Consider the following 14869-nt stretch of genomic DNA (forward strand, 5'->3'; position numbering starts at 1 on the left):
ACATTGCACCTTCGACTCAAGATCGGGTATCACTGCGCCATGAGCCGCAATATCCACCATCCGACCCGGGAACAGATCGACCTGCCAATGGTGCTGGATTGCCTGAGCGATCCGACCCGGCTGTCGATCGTCTATACGCTGGCGATGTGCGAGGGCGCCGCGCCCGAATTATGCTGCGGCGACTTCAACGCGCTGAGCGGCAAGTCCAATCTCGCCTATCATTTCGGGAAACTGCGCGAGTCCGGAGTGATGCAGACCCGGATGGTCGGAACCAACCGGTGGATGAAACTGCGGCGCGAGGATCTCGATGCGCGCTTTCCCGGGTTGTTGGATGCGGTGATCAAATCCGCCGGTCGCGACGCCGAGCGCTTGCAGCTTTCCGATGTGGCAACGACCGACGCCGACTGAGTTTGTCCCGGTCCGTCTACGCTTTCGCTTTGCTGTGGCTATGCCGGACACGCTTTGCCCCGCCGGTCTTCGGCGTGGCTGCACCACGCGTAGCCCGTCAGGGCGAAGCGTGGAGGCCCGGCCTGGATTTGAACCAGGATAAAGAGCGATGCACTGCTCTCGCGTCGACGCTTTCCGCCACCGGGCCGCGTCCATCATTACCCAACGCACGGCCGTGGGCCATGGCTACCACCGATTAACCCTAACGGCCGGGCGTTCAGAACGCGTGCCGGGCGACGAACGTCATGCGCCAGGGATTGTGACCGATATTCAAATGCGCCCGTGACGCGGTAAATCCGGCCGATGCGAGCTTGGCGGTCATGTCGGCCTCGCTGTAGCGCTGCAGGCCGACCTTGGCGCGCAATTGCCGGTAATCCGACAGCGCGGTCGTGATCAGCCCACTCAGCGCGTCCTTCAGGAAGCCGTTGGCCGCGGCCAAGCGCATCAGCGCGATCACGTCCCGGGGCATGCCGACTTCGGGACGCAGGATATCGCCCACCACCAGCCGGCCGGAGGGTTTGAGCAACCGCTGGATGGTCGCCAACGCCGCGTCGAATTCGGCCGATGTCATGTATTGGGCGACCGAGTTCATGATCACGAGATCGATCGACTTCTCCTGCATTTTGCGCACATCTTCCAGCGAGCGCACCCTGATCTTGGTATTGGGCGCAAAACGCGCGATCAGCCGGCCGCGCACGCCGGGCGCGGGCTCCGCCAGCAATAGCTGGCCACAGGCCTCGGCGACGCGTGCCGCCGACAGCGCTTCGCCACAGGCATAATCCAGCACCACCGCGTCCGGCGAGGAGATGTAGCCGATGATATCCCTGGCGATCAGCTCGAAATGCAGGTCGCGGTGCCGCTTGCTGACATAAATCGTATGCGTGGAATCGTAATAATCGATCCAGTCGTCCATCGTCGCTAGTGTCCGGTAAAGCGGGGTTCCGGTTCGGGAACCGGCGGGATGATCGTGCGTTAGATGGTCCGGCGCGCCGTGTCCATCGCCGCCAATTTCCGGGTACTAACAGGAAGGTTGATCGTGAGCAAAGCCAAGTCCGATAAAGTGTCCCCTGATCTCGATACGCCGACCGATCTGTCGCCCGAGGCCGTGGTGAAGATCTCGGCCGCGGTCAACCCGTTGATTGCGGACGCTTTCGCGCTTTACCTGAAGACCAAGAATTTTCACTGGCACGTCAGCGGCCGGCATTTCCGCGACTACCATCTGATGCTCGATGAGCAGGGCGAAGCGATCTTCGGCACCATCGACGAACTGGCCGAGCGCGTCCGCAAGATCGGCGGCACCACCCTGCGCTCGATCGGGCAGGTCGGCCAACTGCAGACCATCGCAGACAACGACGAGGACTATGTGCCGCCGCGCGAGATGTTGCGGGAATTGATGGAAGACAACAAGAAGACCGTGGTCAACATGCGCAAGGCGCACGAGATCGCCGACAAATACAATGATTCCGCGACCACCAGCATTCTGGAAAATTTCATCGACGCCGCCGAACGCCGGACCTGGTTCCTGTTCGAAGCCAGCCGCCAGGAAGGCGGCAACGAGGCGTAGGCTCTCGCGCCTCGCAACCGCTCCACCGTCATTCTGACGAGCCTGTGAAGCTATCTCGGACGTCATCCTGAGGTGCGCGCCATCTTTGGCGCGCCTCGAAGGATGGTGTTCAGCGCAGTCCGTGCGGCCATCCTTCGAGACGCGGCCAAGAGGCCGCTCCTCACGGGCGAACGCATCGCGTTCGTCCCGGGGATGACGGCAGGGCATAGGTGGGCACGGCGAAAAGGCGCCTTTGCCTGCCCGCGTTCCGTCCTAAATCCGAAACTTCAACACCTCTTCCTTGAACTTCAGCCCATGCCCCGGCCGTTCCGGCGCCGTGATCATGCCGTTCTTGATGTCGGGCGGATCGACCCAGAGGTCGTCGATCAGGCCCATGTTCTCGCACCAGATCCCGTTCGGGATCGACGCCAGCAAATGCACGTTCAATTCGGGAAACAGATGCGGCGCGATCGTGATGCCCCAGGTGTCGGCCAAGGTCGCGATCTTGCGTAGATCGGTCATGCCGCCGCGCATCGGATCGGGTTGCAGGATCGGCAGGCACGGGTTGAGAAAGAACGGCCGCAGATCATAGCGCGTAAAATGGGTCTCGCCGCCGACCACGCGCATGTCGAGCGCGGCGGCGATGCGTTGATAGCCGGCGAAATCATCGGCCGGCACCGGCTCCTCGAGCCAGTAGATATTGTATTTCTCGAATTTGCGTCCCATCTCGATCGCGATATCGGCGCTCCAGCCCATGTTGACGTCGATCATGATGTCGATGTCGGGCCCGACCGCCTCGCGCATCCGCCGCACGTTGTCGAGATCCTGCGCCGGCGTGTGCACATGCGCGACCTGCATCTTGATCGCCTTGTAGCCTTGCTGGACGAAATGCAGCGCCTTCTCGATCATGCCGTCGCCGCCGGCGCCGCGAAAACAGCCCGAACCGTAGATCGGGATTTCCGAACGATAATGGCCCCACAGCCGGTGCAGCGGCAGGCCGGCGCGCTTGCCCACCGCATCCCACAGCGCGATGTCGAGCGCCGACATCGCCATCGCGGCGATGCCGCCGCGGCCATAGGTCATGGTCGCGGTCCACAGGTCGCGCCAGATCGCCTCGATCGCGGTGGCGTCCTTGCCCTTGACCCGCGGGATGATGCACTCCTCGAGGCAGGCCGCGATCGATTTGAGGCCGGGGCGGAACGGAAACAGGTAGCCCATCCCGGTGATGCCGCCCGCGGTCTCGACGTCGCAGATCAGGATGTCGCGGGTATCCCCGAGCGGATGGCCCTTGAGCCAGGGATCGTCGGCCCAGGGCATGCGCAGCATCGTCACGCGCACATCGCGGATGGTCATGTCAGGGGTTTGTTCGGAATTCATCGGGCGTTTCCTGTTGTTGGTCCGGATCATTTTGGCCTGATCTCGGGACAACAAACTCAAGCACGATGGCCGGCGCTGATCCAGCGCCGCCGCTCATGGCTCCAATGCGAACGGCTCACGCCTGCGTTTAGATTTCCTTGGGGCGTTCTTTGGGAATCTCGAACACCAGACAGGTGGTGGTGGCATGCGCCAGCAGCCGGCCCTTGGCGTCGGTGATGCGCGCCTCCGCGGTCGCGGTGCGGCGGCCGACATGCAGCGTGCGGCCTTCGGTGCGGACCTTGCCTGAATCCTTGCTCATGCCTCGGATGAAACTGAGCTTGAATTCGAGCGTGGTGTAGCCGGTCCCCGCCGGCAGCATCGAATGCACTGCAAGGCCCATCGCCGAATCGAGCAAGGTCGCGGCATAGCCGCCGTGCACCGAGCCGATCGGATTATAGTGACGGAAGCCCGGGACACTGTGAATCACCACGACGCCCGGTTCTGCCGTGCAATCGAACGGCTCGACGGTCTGCATGATCGGTGGCTCCGGCAGCTTGCCGGAGAAGATCGCGCGGACAAAATCGAGCCCCGCCATCGATGCCATGATGGCGGTGGGCGTGACGCCGTATTCGTTGGTGCGGGCGGGGCTGTCGGACATGAAGCAAATTCCTGCGGCGTATGACGACGGGGACCATACGAAGCGCGACATAACTGTGCCAGCGCTTTGCGGCCGCAACGGCTCCACCGTCATCCTGAGGTGCGAGCTCTTGCGAGCCTCGAAGGATGGCCGCGAGCACGGTGCTGAACACCATCCTTCGAGGCGCGCAAGAAAGAGCGCGCACCTCACGGGTGAACGCAATTGCGTTCATCCCGGGGATGACGTTTCCGTTTTCGTTAGCCTCAAGCCCGTTTGTTCGCCCGCATCAAATCCGAAAACCGCTTGAACAGATAATGCGAGTCGCGCGGGCCGGGGGACGCCTCGGGGTGGTACTGCACCGAGAACACCGGTTTGCCGTCGAGCTGGATGCCGCAATTGGAGCCGTCGAACAGCGAGATGTGGGTCTGCGTCGCGCCTTTCGGCAAGGTCGCCTGGTCCACCGCAAAGCCGTGGTTCATCGAGGTGATCTCCACCTTGCCGGTGGTCTCGTCCTTGACCGGATGATTGGCGCCGTGATGGCCCTGATGCATCTTCATGGTCTTGGCGCCGACCGCCAGCCCCAGCATCTGATGTCCGAGGCAGATGCCGAACGTCGGCGTGCCCGACGAGATCACTTTCTGGATCACCGGCACCGCGTATTTGCCGGTCTCGGCGGGATCGCCGGGGCCGTTCGACAGGAACACGCCGTCCGGCTTCATCGCCAGGATCTCTTCGGCCGAGGTGGTCGCGGGCACCACCGTGACCTTACAGCCCTCGCCGGCGAGCAGCCGCAGGATGTTGCGCTTGATGCCGTAATCGATCGCGACCACGTTGAACTCCGGCGCGGTCTGGCGGCCAAAGCCCTTTTCCCAGGCCCACGGCGTTTCGTCCCAGGTGAAGCGCTGGGTCGAGGTGACCATCGGCACCAGATCCATGCCCTCCAGACCCGGCCATTCGCGGGCTTCTTCCTTCAGGCCGTGCAGGTCGAACTCGCCGTCCTTGGCGTGGGCGATCACCGCATTGGGCATGCCCTTGCCGCGGATCAGCGCGGTCAGGGCCCTTGTGTCGATGCCGGACAGGCCGATGATGCCGCGCGCTTTCAGCCAGGCATCGAGATGCTTGGTGGCGCGATAATTCGAGGGATCGGTGATCGCGGTGCGCAGGATCACGCCGCGCGCGCCCGGCGTCGCCGCCATGTTCACCGTCTCGATGTCTTCATCGTTGGTGCCGACATTCCCGATGTGCGGAAACGTGAAGGTGATGAGCTGCCCGGCATAAGAGGGGTCGGTGAGAATCTCCTCATACCCGGTCATCGCGGTGTTGAAGCAGACCTCGCCGACCGCCTGGCCTTCGGCGCCGAGGCCAAAGCCTTCCAGCACGGTACCGTCGGCAAGCACGAGGAGCGCGGTCGGTTTGTGATCCGGCCAGGCTGAAGCGTTTTCAGGGGGTGTCATGAACGCATTACATAGTCGTCACCTCCCGCGCCGTCAAAGCCGAAAGCCGCGGATTCACATGCGAAATGCGCAAATTTGGCGGCCCGGAAGCGGGCCTGCCGGCCGCGGAACTGTTGTTTCACCGCCGCGAACGGCCTAGATCAGGGTCAGAAGCGGCCTTAAGGCCGTAAAGAGGACGAAAACGATGCTGCGCGACGACATCAACAATGCGGTCAAGGACGCCATGCGGGCCAAGGCGGAGCGCAAGCTCTCGACCCTGCGCATGGTCAATTCGACCATCAAGAACGCCGATATCGCCGCGCGCGGGGAAGGCAAGCCGCCGCTGTCCGACGCCGATCTGCTCGCCGTGTTGCAGAAAATGATCAAGCAGCGCCAGGAGTCGGTGGAGCTCTACGACAAGGGCGGCCGCGCCGAACTCGCCGCGCAGGAGCGCGATGAGATCGCGATCATCTCCGCCTATCTGCCGAAGCAGATGTCGGACGATGACGTGAAGGCCGCGATATCCGCCGCGATCTCGGCGACCGGCGCCGCCGGCATGAAAGACATGGGCAAGGTGATCGCCGAGCTGAAGACAAAATACACCGGCCAGATGGATTTCGGCAAAGCCAGCGGCCTGGTGAAGGCAGCGCTGACTTCCTAGTAGGGCCCGATTGTCATTGCCGGGCTTGACCCGGCGATCCATCTCTCTTCGCAAGACTCTCTTTGAAGATGGATACGCGGGTCAAGCCCGCGTATGACGGGTGTGCCCAACTTCTAAGGCGTCCCGATCCCCAGCCGCTTCAGCGCTTCCAGCATCCGCAGCGGCGGTGGCATCTCTATTGCGAGCGGTGTGCCGGTCTCCAATAGGCTCTTGAGGCTGGAGAGCATCGCGGGCCAGCCCGCGCGGCCGCCGGAGAGAATGTCGTCGCTGATGGGCCGGTCATGCAATTCAGTCATGGTGAGCCGGACCGCGTTGCCGGCCGGTTCGATCTCGTAAGTCACCAGCGTGGGGCCCAGCTTTTCGACCAGCCCCGGCCAGTTGACGTTGAAGGTGACGGTGAGCTTGCGCGGCGGATCGCATTCGAATACTTCGCCGCCGATGTGCAGCGAGCCGTCGGGCGCGCGGACGATGAACGCGCCGCCGATCTTCAAGTCGATCTCAACCGCATTGCCAAAAAAATATTGCCGGCTGAGTTCGGCCGTGGTCAGCGCCTCCCATACCCGTTCGGGCGTCGCGGCGATGTAGATGGTGTAGACCGTCGTCGGCTTGAAATTATCGAGTTTCATCGTCATCAGCTTTCGAATTTCAGTGCGGCGTAGGGAATCTCAAGCGGCTTGCCCGTTTCCAGCAGGCTCTTGAGGCCGGACAGGATGGCTGGCCATCCCTTGGAGACGCCGTCGAAGAATTTGCCGCCTTCGGCAAAGCCCTCCTGCGTCACCGTCAACTTGACCAGCTTGCCATAAGGCTCGATCACGAACGTTGCCAGCGCGGGAGGCTCGCCTTTGTATGTGTCCGACAGATTGACGAAGGTGTAGGCGAGCCGGCGCGGCGGGTCGTATTCGACCACCTTGCCGGCATCGGAGACGGAGCTATCATCCCGCACCATCTCAAAGGACGAACCGATCTTCCAGTCCGACCTGAGCCGGACACCGAACCAGTATCGCTCCGTGAAGTCGCCGTCGGTCAACGCCTCCCACAATTTCTCCGGTGTGGTCTCGATATAGGTGACATAGACGAATTCGGGCTTACGCATAGGCAGCCTCCCGGGTCACCGCGCACGGCGGATCGATCTCCAGCGCATGGCCGGTTTCCAGAAAACTCTTCAGGCTCGCCAGCACCATCGGCCAGCCATCGGAAATATCGCGCCGTGTCTCGCCGCCCTCGTCGAGATGGTCATGGGTGACGATCAGCTTGATGACCTTGCCGCGCGGTTCCAGATCGAACGTGACTCGCGAGATTCGCTCGTGTTTTGTCTCCGGCGACAACGGAATCCAGGTGTAAACCAGCCGCGTGCAGGGCTCGGACACCAGCACATTGCCCTCTAGGCTGATGGCGCCGTGCCGGGTGAAGATATAGGGCGATCCGGCTTCCCAATCCGAGGAGATTCGGAGGCCGAACCAGTAGCGCTCGGTGAAGTCGCCGACGGTCAACGCCTCCCACAACTTCTCCGGCGTGGTCTCGATGTAAGTGACATAGACGAATTCCGGTTTACTCATCACGTTTCTCCAATTGCCGTTTCAACTCGCTGAGCGCCGTGAGCTTGCCGCGCTCGAATTTCCTGATCCACCGTTCGCCGATCTGATGGATCGGCACAGGGTTGAGGTAGTGCAGCTTCTCGCGGCCTTTGCGGAACGTGGTGACGAGATTGGCGGCCTCGAGGATCGCAAGGTGTTTGGTGACGGCTTGGCGCGTCATCGCGAGGCCGCCGCACAATTCGTTCAACGTCTGTCCGTTGCTGGCGTGAAGCCGATCCAGCAGCGACCGTCGTGACGCATCGGCCAGCGCCTTGAAGACTTCATCCAGGTCCATGCACAGCATAATAAGCAACCAAATGGTTGCATGTCAACAGCGTGTTTTTGTAAACCGGTTTCGCGTGCTATCGTCACGCGCAACCAACGCAAGATTGGTTGGGGTGAAAGACTTGGGGTGGGAAACTATGAAAAGCCGGACTTTATTCGTCGCGTATAGTGCGATCGTTGTTGTCACCTGCTGCGGCGGCGCCAATGCGCAGCAAGCCAACACACAGCAGGCCGCCACGCAGCAGCAAGTGATCGGGGCGCCGCCCGAAGCCTCCAATATGAAACTGGTCGGCAGCAATGATTTGCAGGCGCGCAGCGCCTACCAGCCGACCATCCATCACCAGGGCGACCGCTGGATCGCCTATATCGGTCATCACGGCGGCACCGACGCGGTTCCCGATCCAGTCAATCCGATGACCGGGAAGGCCGAACCGAACGGGACCTCGATCGTCGACGTCACCGATCCCGCGCATCCGAAATATCTCCATCACATTCCGGGCCAGGAAGGAAAATACGAATCCGGCGGCGCGCAGATGGTGCGGGTCTGCGACGGCAAGAGCTTGCCGAAGGGCGATGCCGACGCGGTCTACATGCTGCGCGCGGTCGGCAGCCAGGGGCATGAGATATGGAACGTGGCCGATCCGGCCAATCCGGTTCTCGTCACCAAGATCGGCGAAGGCCTGAAGGACACCCACAAGAATTTCTGGGAATGCGATACCGGCATTGCCTATCTGGTGTCCGGCGCGCCGGATTGGCGCACCCGGCGCATGGCGCAGGTCTACGACCTCAGCGATCCCGCGCATCCCGTCAAGATCAGGGATTTTGGTCTGGTCGGCCAGGAGCCGGGCTCGACCGGCGCGGTGCCGACCGAGATGCACGGCATGATCTCGACCGGGCCGCAGGGCAACCGGATCTATTTCGGCTACGGCACCGACAAGGGCGGCATCATGCAGATCGTCGACCGCGACAAGCTGCTCAACGGACCAAAGGAGCCGACGCCGGACAATCTGCGCTTCCCGGAAATCTCGCGGATGCCGATGTCGGCGTTCAACGGCGCGCATACGACATTCCCGATGAAGGACATGCCGATCGCCGAATTCGCCAAGGACAAGGACGGCAAGACCCGCGACATCGTGATGATCGTCGATGAGGCGATCCTCAATGAATGCGGCGAACCGCGGCAGATGGTGTGGTTCGCCGACGTCACCACCGAGACCCGGCCGATGATGATCTCGAGCTTCACGGTGCCGGAAGCCGGCGGCCAGTTCTGCGAGCGCGGCGGACGGTTCGGCTCGCACTCCTCGAACGAAAGCATGGCGCCGGTCTATTACAAGAAGATGGCGTTCATCGCCTTCTTCAACGCCGGCGTCCGCGCGCTCGACATCCGCGACCCCTATCACCCCAAGGAAGTCGGCTATTTCATCCCCTCGATCACGGCTGCGACCGACAAGCGCTGCGTCCCCGCCGAAGGCCAGGACCGCTGCAAGGTCGCGATCCAGACCAACAATGTCGAAACCGACGAGCGCGGCTACATCTACATCGTCGATCGCGCCAATACCGGCCTGCATATCCTGGAACTGACCGGCGCCGCGCGCCGCGCGGCGGGATTGCCGTGATGGCGGGTGAACCGACATGCGCGGGCTGTTGATCGCATCATTGCTTGCGATCGGCACGCTGTCCGGCGTTGCCGCGGCTTTGGTTGCGCATGCGGACGGGCCCACGCCACGCGCCGGCACCTGGCGCGAAATCGCCTGGCCGTTCCCGCGCGACGGCTGGCCGGCGGGCCGCGCGTTCCGGTGCGACGCCGCCGCCTGCGGCGAGGCGGTCGAACTCTACGTGCGGCCGAAGATCGGCTTTTGCAATTGCGACAGCGGCGTCGCCGATGACGACGAGGTCGACCGAGTCGCCGATCTCGATCTGATCAGCCAACGTTTTTCGCCGCTGGAAGCCGGCAAGGCGGTGATTGTCGCCGAGATGGCCGGACGCGCGCGCAGCTATGATCTCACAATGGTCGATGGCTCGACCCACGCGGCGATCGGTTTTGCCCTGTCGCGGCGCTGCGATCTGCTGGTCGCGGTCGCGCAAGGCAAGGGCGAAGCGGCTAATGTGCAGCGCGTCGCGACGGAGTTTCTCGGCTCGGACAATATGACGCGCTGGATAACGGTTGCGTTGAACGGCGGTTGATTTTCCCTTCTCCCCTTGTGGGAGAAGGTGCCGAAGCGAAGCGGAGGCGGATGAGGGGTCGCAACATAACGAGAGGCTGCGACCCCTCACCCGTCCGCGATGCTTCGCATCGCGTCCACCCTCTCCCACAAGGGGAGAGGGGAAGAGCGCGGCTTCCACCGGCACCGCGATCGTGCATAATCAGCAGCCTATTCTATCGACCAGCGAGCACCCCATCATGTCCCTTCAAGTCTATCTCGCCTTTCTCGCCGCCTGCATCGCGCTGGCGCTGTTGCCGGGTCCGATGGTGACCCTGGTGATCGCCAACGGCTTGCGGCATGGCACCCGCGCCGCGCTGATCAACATCGCCGGCGCGCAACTTGGACTCGCGATCGTGATCGGCGTGGTGGCGATCGGCCTGACCTCGCTGATGGCGACCATGGGCTACTGGTTCGACTGGGTGCGGTTCGCCGGTGCGGCCTATCTGGTCTGGCTCGGCGTCAAGCTCATTCGCTTTCCGGTCGAAGGCATCAGCGCCGACCAGCCGCCACCGCCGCCGCGCGGCGGCTTCTTCCTGCAGGGGCTATTGGTGCTGCTGTCGAACCCCAAGGTGCTGGTGTTCTTTGGCGCCTTCATTCCGCAGTTCATGGACATGAGCAAGGATCATGTCTCGCAGGTCTCGCTGCTCGGCATCACCTTCATGGTCACTGCGGGCATCACGGACGCGATGTACGCGCTGCTGTCCGGCCGCGCCCGCGCGATCTTCTCGGCGCGCCGCACGCGGTTGCTGTCGCGCGTCTCCGGCGGCTTCATGATCGGCGGCGGCATCTGGCTGGCGCTGACGCGGGCGAGGTGAGTGAACGCCGGACGGCCGAGGCGGCCGTTCGACGAGCAAAAATGATCCGACCTATTGATGCATGATAGGTGCCGAAAGCACGACCCGGACGCCCGGAGCGTTATCTTCGAAATCGAGGTGCCCGGAAAGCTGGCCGACGAGCGCCGTCATCATCCGGGTTCCAAATCCCTGGCGTGCCGAAGTCCGCCCGCGCCCTTTGTCCGCAACCACCAGCCTTAGCCTGGCCTGGTTCTCGGTGAGTGTTATCTCGATCGGCCCGGGCTCTCCCGAATAGGCGTACTTATTGACGTTGATGACCAGCTCGGTCACGACCAGCCCAAGCGGTATCACCCTGTCGATCGGCAGCATGACGGGTCCGAGATGCAGGGCGAAATGCTCCTTCCACTCGTTGCCCATCGACCCGATGAGGTTGCCGCACAGATCTTCAATGTAGCGCCCGGCATTGGTGACCCCGATTTCATCGCCGCGATAAAGACTGCGATGAAGCAATGAAACCGCGCTGATGCGGCGGCGCGCTTCTTCCACCGCGTTGCCGAAAGCGACATCGCCTGACTCGCGCGCCTGAAAGGAAAGAAAACTCGAGACGATCTGCAGGCTGTTCTGAACCCGATGATTGACTTCGCCGACCAGGAACTGTTTTTGCTCGAGCAACAGATCCTTCTCGGCGATCGTCTCGATCAGTTGTCGGTTGAGTTCGCGCAGACGCCGGTTTTGGCGAAACTCGAGCAGTTCCTGACGAAAACGCCCCGCCGCCTCGATCTCAGCCAAAGTCCAGCGTCGAGAATGGCCGTGCACCGTCTCTTGCCAGGCCTCGAAAGAAGAGCGTGGCGTCAGCGTTTCGCCCGGTTTCAGTTCGACCGCCTTGTGGGGATTGCCCGCCCACTTCACGATCTGAACTTCTTCGGCGCGAAACCAGACCAGCAGCCAGCGCTCCTCGACGGACAGCAGGACCGTAAGCACGCCGGCGGTGACCCCCTGGAAGTCCTCGGCCGGCGGATACGACACGACCAGCCGGTTGGTCGAAAACACCGACTCCACGCTTTTGGCAATCAACCACTCGGTCAGTTTTCGAACGTCTTGTTCCGGCGGACAAGTGCCCGTCAACAGCAGTTCCGTGCCGCGAAGCACGGCAAAACCGTCGCAGGGGATCAGGCGAGACAGGTCCTCGACATGATTGGCGATCTCTTCTTCGAGAGATCCGTGGCGCGACAGCAATGTGATCGTATCGTCCTGGGAGCCACGAAGCCGCAATCTCTCGCGGTATGCTTCGGCTTCCTCCCTCGTCTTGATTTGACGGGCGAGATTGCTCGCAAGCGTGCGGCATGTGGCGCGGATGTCGTAAGAGATCGCCAGCGGCGTTTCATTGTGGCACGCGATCAACCCCCAGAGGATTCCGTCTTTCACGATGGAAACCGAGGCTGAAGCGCCCACCCCCATGTTTTTGAGATATTGCAGATGGATTGGCGAGACGCTGCGAAGGATGCTGTCGCTCATATCAAGGGCGACAGGGCCAATCCACGGTGGCCGCAACGGCGCGGCTTCATAATTCACATCCGGAATAACGCGAAGCAGATTGCGGATGTAAAGGGCGCGGGCCTGCTGGGGAATATCCGAGCCGGGGAAATGATGATTGAGAAATGAGTGCTGGTCGTCGCGCCGGGCTTCGGCCAGCACCGCACCAGCCCCGTTATCCAGAAAGCGATACACCATCACCCTGTCGTACCGGGTCAACTCCCGGAACTGCACGGCGGCGACGTCGCACAAATTCTTCAGTGTCGTCGCCTGGTCCAAGGCGCTCGACGCAATCTCGATCCGGCCAAGCAGCTTGGTCGATGATCGCACTGCCGCGACCTTCGGTTCGATTTCGACAATCAAATAGTCGTCGATGACGTGCGCCGTCACGTCGAGGAGTGCTGCGCCCGGCGCACTTATCGTATCAATAAAGGCTCGTTTTTGAGCCGTTTCCGATACCAGCGCGGTTCTTTGTGCGACCTCCTCTCCGAGAAAATCAGCAAGCGGACGATCGATCCATTGCTCCAGTTGGAACACACGCTCGACGTCTCCGGCGCCGTGGCGCACGATCAGCGTTGTTTTCTCGGCCACCAGCATAATGCCGTGAGGTTGAATCGATCCGGGAATATGGATGGGTTCCCGGTCGCAGCCTGAAATGTCGATCGTCAAATCCGTCAATTTTTTCTTTCATCGCGCAGGCACGCAGCCGCAAAGGAAAAGGCTTTTATCGCCCCCGAAACGCATTCGTTCATGGTTGTTTGACGGAGCGCTGTTTCACGCTCGAGTACCCTCAGGAACATGCGCCAGTTCACGCCGGCGTCGTGGCCGTAGGGGTCCAGAAAATGAAGGTCATCGGTCGATAAGCCCTGGCTTTTAAGCGCCTGCAAAATCTTCCGGCCGCCCAAGGTCGACCCCTCGAGGACGTAAAATGCGCCCAGCGCTTCGGCCCTCGTTTCGATCGTTGGGAATACCGGATTGAGCAAGTGCTCTCCGTGCCAGGGCAACTCGATCTTGCCCGGGAATCGACGGGCGCGAACACGAGAGCAAAATGCCAGGTCAGGCATGTCCCAAAGATGCGGCCTCAACGCCGCTTCAGTTTCGCGGGTGAGAGCAAAGTAACCAGCAATCAGAGGGCTGCGCGTCCCCACCGCTGAAAGGCGATTCTGGATCTGAAGGCTGCTTTCCAAACCATGATGATGGTCTGCCGTTCGAGCCCGCAAGAGGTCGATCGTGGATCGTGGTTCGGTCGCGGGGGAGGCCGAAACGCTCCTGGCAACCTCGCGTTCGCTGTCCAAATTGACACCATTTACTAAGGTGATCCACCTGCGCAACATTCTTCGCCAGAACATGAGCGTTATCTGGACAGGTTGCGTATGGGTTTTGAGCCTGGGCCCCGGTTGCGCGCGTGAAGGTGTCTTTGGTCTGCAAGCAGCAGGCGCGTCGCATTGGGCAGCAGGACGTTACTCCTCAATGTAGCATTGTGACAGCGCTATTAATCGCGCGATGTCCCGTGCCGAAGCGCTACCTCAATCGACCGACCAAGCCCGCACCGGATGTTACTTATTGGCGTACCTTCAGGACTTGGTGCCTAAATCATTCCCTCCGCCCTCAACGCCTGCGCGATCACGCCAAGCACCCGCGCCAGCCGCTCGGCCCATTGTTGCTGGCCGCTTTGATCGCCGATCAAATCCTGGCGAATCTCGATGCCGGAGTTCATCAGGCCGCGGGCTTCGCCGTGCACGGGGATGGTGTAGTCGGTCTCGTCGCTGACCGCGTAGGGCTCGTTGTCGCCGACCACGAGATCGGCCTCGGCGCGCAGATGTTTCAGCAGGCGCGGCGGCAATTTCGTATCGCGATGATAGAGCGTGCCGATATGCCAGGGCCGCGCGATGCCGGCATAGACCGGCGTAAAGCTATGCAGCGACACCAGCACCGTCGGCATGCCGGCGGCGAGGCGGGCGTCGATCACCTCGTCGATACGACGGTGATAGGGATCGAAGATCTGACGGCGCCGTGCCTCCGCCTCATCGCGTGCAAGGCCTTCATTGCCGGGGACCGTGGTCGCTTCGCTGACGATCGGGATCGAGCTTGGCGCCGTCGGCGGCCGGTTGCAGTCGATCACCAGCCGCGAGTAGCGCTGCGCCACCAGATGCGCATCGAGATGTCCAGACAGCGCCTCGGCAACGCCGGCGATGCCGATGTCCCAGGCGATGTGCCGTGTCAGTTCGCTTTCCGGCAGCCCGAGATCGCCGAGCACCCGCGGAATCAAGCGGCCGTAATGGTCAGAAGTGAGCAGAAACGGCGAACGTCCCGTGGCATTTAGTTCGTGGACCGGCGGAACCTCTGTGCTGCCGAGGAGTAGGGATGGGCCGCCTGGGTTGTTCAAAGCTGTGTCCTCAATT

Annotated in this window: 17 protein-coding genes and 1 tRNA gene; 6 read left to right on the top strand and 12 right to left on the bottom strand. The window is 62.0% G+C overall.

Annotation, left to right across the window (positions count from 1 at the left end; genetic code table 11):
- Positions 1 to 39: 39 nt before the first annotated feature.
- Complete coding sequence (locus GSQ88_RS01870) at positions 40 to 408, top strand: ArsR/SmtB family transcription factor (RefSeq protein ID WP_159005650.1); 369 nt, start codon at positions 40 to 42, stop codon at positions 406 to 408.
- 110 nt (positions 409 to 518) lie between these two features.
- On the opposite strand, the gene GSQ88_RS01875 is transcribed toward GSQ88_RS01870, so the two are convergent.
- Positions 519 to 595 (bottom strand) — tRNA-Ala (locus GSQ88_RS01875).
- 69 nt (positions 596 to 664) lie between these two features.
- Positions 665 to 1360, bottom strand: coding sequence for a class I SAM-dependent methyltransferase (locus GSQ88_RS01880; protein WP_159005652.1), 696 nt, complete (start codon positions 1358 to 1360; stop codon positions 665 to 667).
- Between the two features lie 123 nt (positions 1361 to 1483).
- Here GSQ88_RS01880 and GSQ88_RS01885 point away from each other — a divergent pair, with 123 nt between their 5' ends.
- Positions 1484 to 2011: a Dps family protein gene (locus GSQ88_RS01885; RefSeq protein WP_159005654.1), complete on the top strand. Its 528-nt coding sequence runs from the start codon at positions 1484 to 1486 to the stop codon at positions 2009 to 2011.
- Between the two features lie 252 nt (positions 2012 to 2263).
- On the opposite strand, the gene GSQ88_RS01890 is transcribed toward GSQ88_RS01885, so the two are convergent.
- The 3 genes from GSQ88_RS01890 to carA all read right to left on the bottom strand — a co-directional run bounded on the left by GSQ88_RS01890 (position 2264) and on the right by carA (position 5437).
- The gene (locus GSQ88_RS01890; protein ID WP_159005656.1) at positions 2264 to 3367 is read right to left on the bottom strand and encodes a mandelate racemase/muconate lactonizing enzyme family protein; all 1104 of its coding nucleotides are present in this window, start codon (positions 3365 to 3367) and stop codon (positions 2264 to 2266) included.
- 127 nt (positions 3368 to 3494) lie between these two features.
- Positions 3495 to 4004, bottom strand: coding sequence for a PaaI family thioesterase (locus GSQ88_RS01895; RefSeq protein ID WP_159005658.1), 510 nt, complete (start codon positions 4002 to 4004; stop codon positions 3495 to 3497).
- Between the two features lie 242 nt (positions 4005 to 4246).
- The gene (carA, locus tag GSQ88_RS01900; protein ID WP_159005659.1) at positions 4247 to 5437 is read right to left on the bottom strand and encodes a glutamine-hydrolyzing carbamoyl-phosphate synthase small subunit; all 1191 of its coding nucleotides are present in this window, start codon (positions 5435 to 5437) and stop codon (positions 4247 to 4249) included.
- A 184-nt stretch (positions 5438 to 5621) separates the two neighbouring features.
- On the opposite strand from carA, the gene GSQ88_RS01905 reads away from it, so the two are divergent.
- Positions 5622 to 6077 carry a GatB/YqeY domain-containing protein gene (locus GSQ88_RS01905; protein WP_159005661.1) on the top strand — a complete coding sequence of 152 codons (456 nt, stop codon included), beginning with the start codon at positions 5622 to 5624 and terminating at the stop codon, positions 6075 to 6077.
- 113 nt (positions 6078 to 6190) lie between these two features.
- On the opposite strand, the gene GSQ88_RS01910 is transcribed toward GSQ88_RS01905, so the two are convergent.
- Genes GSQ88_RS01910 through GSQ88_RS01925 form a run of 4 tightly spaced genes read right to left on the bottom strand, consistent with a single transcriptional unit; the run spans position 6191 to position 7940 of the window.
- Positions 6191 to 6703: an SRPBCC family protein gene (locus tag GSQ88_RS01910; protein ID WP_159005721.1), complete on the bottom strand. Its 513-nt coding sequence runs from the start codon at positions 6701 to 6703 to the stop codon at positions 6191 to 6193.
- Positions 6704 to 6708: 5 nt separating this feature from the next.
- Positions 6709 to 7170 carry an SRPBCC family protein gene (locus GSQ88_RS01915; protein WP_159005663.1) on the bottom strand — a complete coding sequence of 154 codons (462 nt, stop codon included), beginning with the start codon at positions 7168 to 7170 and terminating at the stop codon, positions 6709 to 6711.
- Positions 7163 to 7633, bottom strand: coding sequence for an SRPBCC family protein (locus GSQ88_RS01920; RefSeq protein ID WP_159005664.1), 471 nt, complete (start codon positions 7631 to 7633; stop codon positions 7163 to 7165). Before GSQ88_RS01920 ends, GSQ88_RS01915 begins: the two co-directional genes overlap by 8 nt.
- The gene (locus tag GSQ88_RS01925) at positions 7626 to 7940 is read right to left on the bottom strand and encodes an ArsR/SmtB family transcription factor (RefSeq protein ID WP_159005723.1); all 315 of its coding nucleotides are present in this window, start codon (positions 7938 to 7940) and stop codon (positions 7626 to 7628) included. Before GSQ88_RS01925 ends, GSQ88_RS01920 begins: the two co-directional genes overlap by 8 nt.
- Positions 7941 to 8073: 133 nt before the next feature.
- On the opposite strand from GSQ88_RS01925, the gene GSQ88_RS01930 reads away from it, so the two are divergent.
- From GSQ88_RS01930 to GSQ88_RS01940, 3 genes are all read left to right on the top strand, one after another.
- Positions 8074 to 9552: an LVIVD repeat-containing protein gene (locus GSQ88_RS01930; protein ID WP_246735022.1), complete on the top strand. Its 1479-nt coding sequence runs from the start codon at positions 8074 to 8076 to the stop codon at positions 9550 to 9552.
- A gap of 16 nt (positions 9553 to 9568) precedes the next feature.
- A complete protein-coding gene (locus GSQ88_RS01935; RefSeq protein ID WP_159005666.1) occupies positions 9569 to 10120 on the top strand; it encodes a hypothetical protein in 552 nt (183 codons plus the stop codon).
- Between the two features lie 217 nt (positions 10121 to 10337).
- Positions 10338 to 10955, top strand: a complete 618-nt coding sequence (locus GSQ88_RS01940) for a LysE family translocator (protein ID WP_159005668.1) — start codon at positions 10338 to 10340, stop codon at positions 10953 to 10955.
- Positions 10956 to 11006: 51 nt separating this feature from the next.
- Here GSQ88_RS01940 and GSQ88_RS01945 read toward each other — a convergent pair whose 3' ends face one another.
- The 3 genes from GSQ88_RS01945 to GSQ88_RS01955 form a co-directional block, all read right to left on the bottom strand.
- Complete coding sequence (locus tag GSQ88_RS01945; protein ID WP_246735023.1) at positions 11007 to 13145, bottom strand: histidine kinase dimerization/phosphoacceptor domain -containing protein; 2139 nt, start codon at positions 13143 to 13145, stop codon at positions 11007 to 11009.
- Entirely contained in the window at positions 13142 to 13816 is a 675-nt protein-coding gene (locus GSQ88_RS01950; protein ID WP_159005670.1) for a biliverdin-producing heme oxygenase, read from the bottom strand. The genes GSQ88_RS01945 and GSQ88_RS01950 overlap by 4 nt, the downstream gene beginning before the upstream one ends.
- 239 nt (positions 13817 to 14055) lie before the next feature.
- Entirely contained in the window at positions 14056 to 14853 is a 798-nt protein-coding gene (locus tag GSQ88_RS01955; RefSeq protein WP_159005672.1) for an N-formylglutamate amidohydrolase, read from the bottom strand.
- Between the last annotated feature and the right edge of the window lie 16 nt (positions 14854 to 14869).

Source organism: Bradyrhizobium sp. S69 (assembly GCF_009766005.1).
In the GTDB taxonomy this organism is placed as follows: domain Bacteria; phylum Pseudomonadota; class Alphaproteobacteria; order Rhizobiales; family Xanthobacteraceae; genus Bradyrhizobium.

Bases quoted from the DNA above. Each gene is read 5' to 3' on its own strand.
- GSQ88_RS01870 (WP_159005650.1), top strand. From the start codon at position 40: ATGAGCCGCAATATCCACCATCCGACCCGGGAACAGATCGACCTGCCA.
- GSQ88_RS01880 (WP_159005652.1), bottom strand. From the start codon at position 1,360: ATGGACGACTGGATCGATTATTACGATTCCACGCATACGATTTATGTC.
- GSQ88_RS01890 (WP_159005656.1), bottom strand. From the start codon at position 3,367: ATGAATTCCGAACAAACCCCTGACATGACCATCCGCGATGTGCGCGTG.
- GSQ88_RS01895 (WP_159005658.1), bottom strand. From the start codon at position 4,004: ATGTCCGACAGCCCCGCCCGCACCAACGAATACGGCGTCACGCCCACC.
- carA (WP_159005659.1), bottom strand. From the start codon at position 5,437: ATGACACCCCCTGAAAACGCTTCAGCCTGGCCGGATCACAAACCGACC.
- GSQ88_RS01905 (WP_159005661.1), top strand. From the start codon at position 5,622: ATGCTGCGCGACGACATCAACAATGCGGTCAAGGACGCCATGCGGGCC.
- GSQ88_RS01910 (WP_159005721.1), bottom strand. From the start codon at position 6,703: ATGAAACTCGATAATTTCAAGCCGACGACGGTCTACACCATCTACATC.
- GSQ88_RS01915 (WP_159005663.1), bottom strand. From the start codon at position 7,170: ATGCGTAAGCCCGAATTCGTCTATGTCACCTATATCGAGACCACACCG.
- GSQ88_RS01920 (WP_159005664.1), bottom strand. From the start codon at position 7,633: ATGAGTAAACCGGAATTCGTCTATGTCACTTACATCGAGACCACGCCG.
- GSQ88_RS01930 (WP_246735022.1), top strand. From the start codon at position 8,074: ATGAAAAGCCGGACTTTATTCGTCGCGTATAGTGCGATCGTTGTTGTC.
- GSQ88_RS01935 (WP_159005666.1), top strand. From the start codon at position 9,569: ATGCGCGGGCTGTTGATCGCATCATTGCTTGCGATCGGCACGCTGTCC.
- GSQ88_RS01940 (WP_159005668.1), top strand. From the start codon at position 10,338: ATGTCCCTTCAAGTCTATCTCGCCTTTCTCGCCGCCTGCATCGCGCTG.
- GSQ88_RS01950 (WP_159005670.1), bottom strand. From the start codon at position 13,816: ATGTTCTGGCGAAGAATGTTGCGCAGGTGGATCACCTTAGTAAATGGT.